The organism is Pseudomonas gessardii (assembly GCF_001983165.1).
Lineage (GTDB): Bacteria > Pseudomonadota > Gammaproteobacteria > Pseudomonadales > Pseudomonadaceae > Aquipseudomonas > Aquipseudomonas gessardii.
The window spans coordinates 1-4,309 of sequence record NZ_MNPU01000098.1; the positions used below are offsets into that span (position 1 = coordinate 1).

Genomic DNA, 4,309 nt, shown 5'->3' on the forward strand with positions numbered 1-4,309 from the left:
CAACGGGCGACTTGAGCACTTACGAGGTACCGCCTTGGGCTTTAGAAATTTAACCAATTACATAGCCAGGTGCTTGCTGAAGTCAGGAGGGTTTAGAAATCAGCTACACCCTTAAATGCGAAGAGCCAGATAACCACCTTGCCGCTTTCAACGCGGTAGCCTTGCAATTGGCCGTCCTGCATCTGCGCACTGCCGCTGGTCAAGGTGGCACGGTTGGCGTTGATAAAACCACAGCCGTCACAGGCGATGCCCGACGGGTTGGCGATCACCACTTGGGCTCGGTCACCGGCGACTTCGATGTAACCACGCAATTGGCTGGGGTTGCTGCTGTTGACCTCATTAAGGATCACCCGCGCCGTACCGCCGGCCAAATGCGCATTGCCCTCGATCCAGCCACCCAGCTGAGTTTGGGTATTGGTGCGCGCATTGTTGAGGATCGCGCCTTGGGCATTAACGTCGAACTGGCTGTAGGTGTTACGTGACACCCCTGCCGCACTCGGGGCCTGAATGTTGACTTGGGGCACACCGTTTGCGGCGTTGATAATCACCGGTTGCTGGCCGGGCGCAGCGCCACGGTCAGCCACAATATCGCCCCAGGCCAGCGGCGAGGCCAATGTGATCAAGCCCAACGCCGCCATCAATGAGAACCGCAGGGGACGCAGTGTCAGCACAGTGTTCAAGACGACAGGGGCAACACCGATCCCGGTGCCTGAGGATTTTTTGCTGCCCAGCACGTTTTCGGCCACTACCATCAGCAGGCCACGGGCTTTGTTAAAAACGATCCTGTAGAGGTGTTTGTTCATGACGATCCCTGTGTCTTGAAAGCTCTAAAATGCCGCAAGTACTACGATTGGCGGGCAACGGCCGCGATCGGCCACTTCAAGCGCGCCAGAGCAGCACCTTGAAACCGCTTGATCCGTAACCCGCGCTCGTTGCCCCGGTGATACAGAGCGCTGAACCGGCTGTCGGCAAACAAATGGCGCTGCACTAAGCGTGCAAGGCGGGCGCTGTGACCAAAAGGTGCCACCCAGTCCAGGAACCACAGTCGCTCGCCGCTGTTCCAGTCGTGCGCAGGCAGGCTGATGGCAGGATTTTGCACATAGCGCTGCTCGGCCTCGACGCTGAACCAACACCAGGCGGCGTAAAACACCGGGCGCCCCGATTCGTAGCCGATGATGAACTGGCGGTTGGCAATAGCTGGCAACAGCAGCGCGTTCAGGGTGTGCAGCGGCACATCGCGATGGCTCGCCGAGTGCATCCACAGCCATACGGCGGCACCCAGCGCCTGGGCCTCGTTCCATGGCTTTTCGCTGAACGCCGGCGCGATCAGCTCAAGGTTATCGAGTTGCATGGCAAACCCTCACATCGACCACGTCAGGCTGAAACCAGCCGTGGTAGTGGCAGTCTCGAAGCCCTTGGGTTTGCTGATCGGTTGACCGACAAACACGTCGTAAGACACTTGCCGGTAGCCACCGCGCAACCCCACCACGTACCCGGCCAGATGATCACCAATGAGGTATTGGCTTGAAGGCCCGCCCACCTTGCCGTAGTCAACACCCAGGTAGGTTTCCTGCCCGGAGTTGCCCAGCGCCAGGCCGAGGTCGTTACGCACCAGCCAACCACGGTCGGCCGACAAAATGTTTTCACCGTCAAACCCGCGCACGCTGTAGCGCCCGCCGATCGAGAAACGATCCTGCGGCACCAACGCCGTGCGGTTCCACTGCGCACGCCAGGCCGCGGTGTAACGCAAGCGCTGCGTGGCAAGGCCAAACGGTACGGAAAATTGCGCGTCGGCGTTGATGATCTGCGAACGCGAGGTCCCTTCGTCAAACGCCTCCTCAGGCGCAGCGATTGCGTTGCGCGCACCTGTGCCCCGGCGATAGCTGGTGCCCAGATCGAGCGTGGCGGTACCGATGAACTCCCGATGACTCAGCCCCAGCGCCCAGCCTGCCATGCGTCGGCGCTGAATTTCGATCTCGGTATCGTCGATATAGTTTTGCGAAGTGCGCGTCCAGCCACTGAGCTTGAGCGTGGTTTTGCGCACGGCATCGCGATACAGCAAGCGAGACACGCTGATCTCATTGTTTTTGCTTTCTCCGGTGTACTTGTAAGCCTGGTTGGCCCCAGCGACCGTCTGGTGATAGTCATACTCGCTGGACGTGACGCCAAACAGCCAATAACCGTAGGGGACAGAGTAGTGCAAGGTATGGCCCTTGGAACCACGATTACCCGCGTCCCCCCCGCCCAAGTCGTGGTTGAAGCTGGCGTAGAACAAATCGTTCAGGCTCAGCAGGTTGTCCAACGACACCGAAGCCGAACCCAGGTATTTACCTGTGGCGTCGGTTCCCGAATCATCTACCGACACGCTCAAACGCACGGGAAGTGCCTGTTTCCACGCGATAACCAAGTCACTGTCGCCCGGCTTTGCGTCCATCCCCTGGGCCGCGGCGATTTGGATATCCGCCTCAGCCGTGGGCACGCGTTTGAAGTTTTCCAACGCTTGCTCAAGATCACGCAGGTTCAGCAGGTCACCTGTTTTGGCAGGCACCGCGTTCCAGGCATTGGCTCGGGTAGAGGTGCCTTCGGCGAAGCGGATGGAATGAATGCGCCCCGGAATCAGGGTCAGTTGCAGCACACCGCTGTTTAAATCCTGAGGCGGTGCAAGCACGCGTGTCGTGACAAACCCGCGCTCGATGATTGCATTCTGGATTCGCTTCATCGTCAGGTTGATGCCTTGGGCACCCAGACATTGACCGGTGGCCGGGTCATTTTTGGGATCGGCGTTGCGCAGTGCCCATTGAAAATCTTCAGCCAACTCGCCGTTCAAGACGACCTGACGAATCAGGAAACAGGGGGATTCGCGCTTCTCGAGCAAAACCCCGGCGGAGGATGAGGGCGGCGCCTCAAGGCGCACATCCGGCGACGGCTCAAGTTGCTCGCGCAACGCTCGCTCGCGGTCCTGCTGCAATAGCAACTGTTGGGCAGGTGCGGGAGGGTCAGCGGCCTGCACGCCGAAACTGCTGATCAAACCGAACAACAATACGGCCACAGAATGAAGGGACGGTGGCAGTTTTCTAACAGGCAAGTACAACGTACCGAAACGGGCCAGGTACTCCCTTGGCTGGAAACATACTTTCATTTCGCATCCCTGTGAAATCTTCCTGCGGGTGCAGCATGCACCAAAACGGCACGTGATCTGCAAGAATGGCCTCTGACAGGCAACTCCCCTATGAGCAACTGTTGCTCATTAAAGTTCAAGGGCGCGTGAGAAATTTCCTATACTTAATTTCCCCCCGGCTTCTTAGACGCCTCTAAGAGACTACTCTTGGCCGGTGAGCGACCGTCGCTCTGATTAGCCATCCTTGTCTTTCCACACGTGGAGGACTTGTTATGAACATCATCGCTACCTGCGGCCGTCAGCCCTGGAACAAAGGAAAACTGGTCGGGCAGAAAGCCCCACTCCGACTGAGAGATATCTGGGCCATCCGAGTAAGGCTTCAAATTGCGGAAAGAACCCTGGATCTGGCTCTCTTCGATCTGGCCATCGACAGTAAGCTTCGAGCCTGCGACTTAACCAAGCTCCGCGTGCGCGATGTCGCCCATGGCGAGCACGTATCATCACGAGCCATGGTGATGCAGCAAAAAACGCAGCGACCAGTGCAGTTTGAGATCACTGAGCAAACACGGTCAGCTCTCGTGGCCTGGATACATCAGGCACAACTTCGCAGCGAGGACTGCCTTTTTCCTAGCCGGCTACATACCTCAGACCATCTATCCACTCGTCAATACGCTCGTATCGTCAAAGGCTGGGTGAAAGCCGTAGGCCTTGATCCAGCCATGTATGGCACCCACACAATGAGACGTACGAAGGCATCACTAATCTATCGCAGAACGAAGAACCTACGGGCGGCTCAGTTGCTGCTCGGCCATACGAAGCTGGAGAGCACTGTTCGATATCTGGGGATTGAGGTCGATGACGCCCTGGAGATGGCGGAACAGACTGAGGTTTGATCATGCATAGCGACGGTCGAAGTCAGGCCGTCGCTAACCGGCCAATAGCTGTCCTTCATTACAAGGGGCTCTCTGGCATTTCCGCTACAAATCGGCTCTGGGGTATTAATGAAAACGGTGTGAGTCCGTAAAGCGATGATGTAGCAGCCTTTGCGTGTGCTAATGTGCCATTGTAGTGGTCAACTAATCCCGGACACGACGTTAAGTTTTTCCTCGGCCCGCGCTGGCGCCAACCCATCGTTGAATTGGTGAGGCCGAATCCAGTTGTAGCGATGCATCAAAAAATGGCTGATATCGC

At 57.6% G+C, this 4,309-nt stretch carries 3 protein-coding genes and 1 pseudogene; 1 reads left to right on the forward strand and 3 read right to left on the reverse strand.

The annotated features are described in order from the left end of the window. Positions 1–128 precede the first annotated feature (128 nt). The 3 genes and pseudogenes from BLL38_RS29580 to BLL38_RS29590 form a co-directional block, all read right to left on the reverse strand. Positions 129–803 (reverse strand): annotated as a pseudogene (locus BLL38_RS29580) (two-partner secretion domain-containing protein); the annotation flags it as partial. A 41-nt stretch (positions 804–844) separates the two neighbouring features. Beyond that, on the reverse strand, positions 845–1,351 hold the full coding sequence (locus BLL38_RS29585) for a toxin-activating lysine-acyltransferase (protein ID WP_046068326.1): 507 nt from the start codon (positions 1,349–1,351) through the stop codon (positions 845–847). 9 nt (positions 1,352–1,360) lie between these two features. Next, the gene (locus BLL38_RS29590) at positions 1,361–3,139 is read right to left on the reverse strand and encodes a ShlB/FhaC/HecB family hemolysin secretion/activation protein (RefSeq protein ID WP_244902338.1); all 1,779 of its coding nucleotides are present in this window, start codon (positions 3,137–3,139) and stop codon (positions 1,361–1,363) included. Between the two features lie 251 nt (positions 3,140–3,390). On the opposite strand from BLL38_RS29590, the gene BLL38_RS29595 reads away from it, so the two are divergent. Beyond that, positions 3,391–4,011 (forward strand): tyrosine-type recombinase/integrase, encoded by a 621-nt coding sequence (locus BLL38_RS29595; RefSeq protein ID WP_076965350.1) that lies wholly within the window; start codon positions 3,391–3,393, stop codon positions 4,009–4,011. The last annotated feature ends 298 nt before the right edge of the window (positions 4,012–4,309 follow it).

What these genes read in the sequence shown, in the direction of transcription:
- BLL38_RS29595 (WP_076965350.1), top strand. Translation starts at nt 3,391, where the DNA reads ATGAACATCATCGCTACCTGCGGCCGTCAGCCCTGGAACAAAGGAAAA.
- BLL38_RS29585 (WP_046068326.1), bottom strand. Translation starts at nt 1,351, where the DNA reads ATGCAACTCGATAACCTTGAGCTGATCGCGCCGGCGTTCAGCGAAAAG.
- BLL38_RS29590 (WP_244902338.1), bottom strand. Translation starts at nt 3,139, where the DNA reads ATGAAAGTATGTTTCCAGCCAAGGGAGTACCTGGCCCGTTTCGGTACG.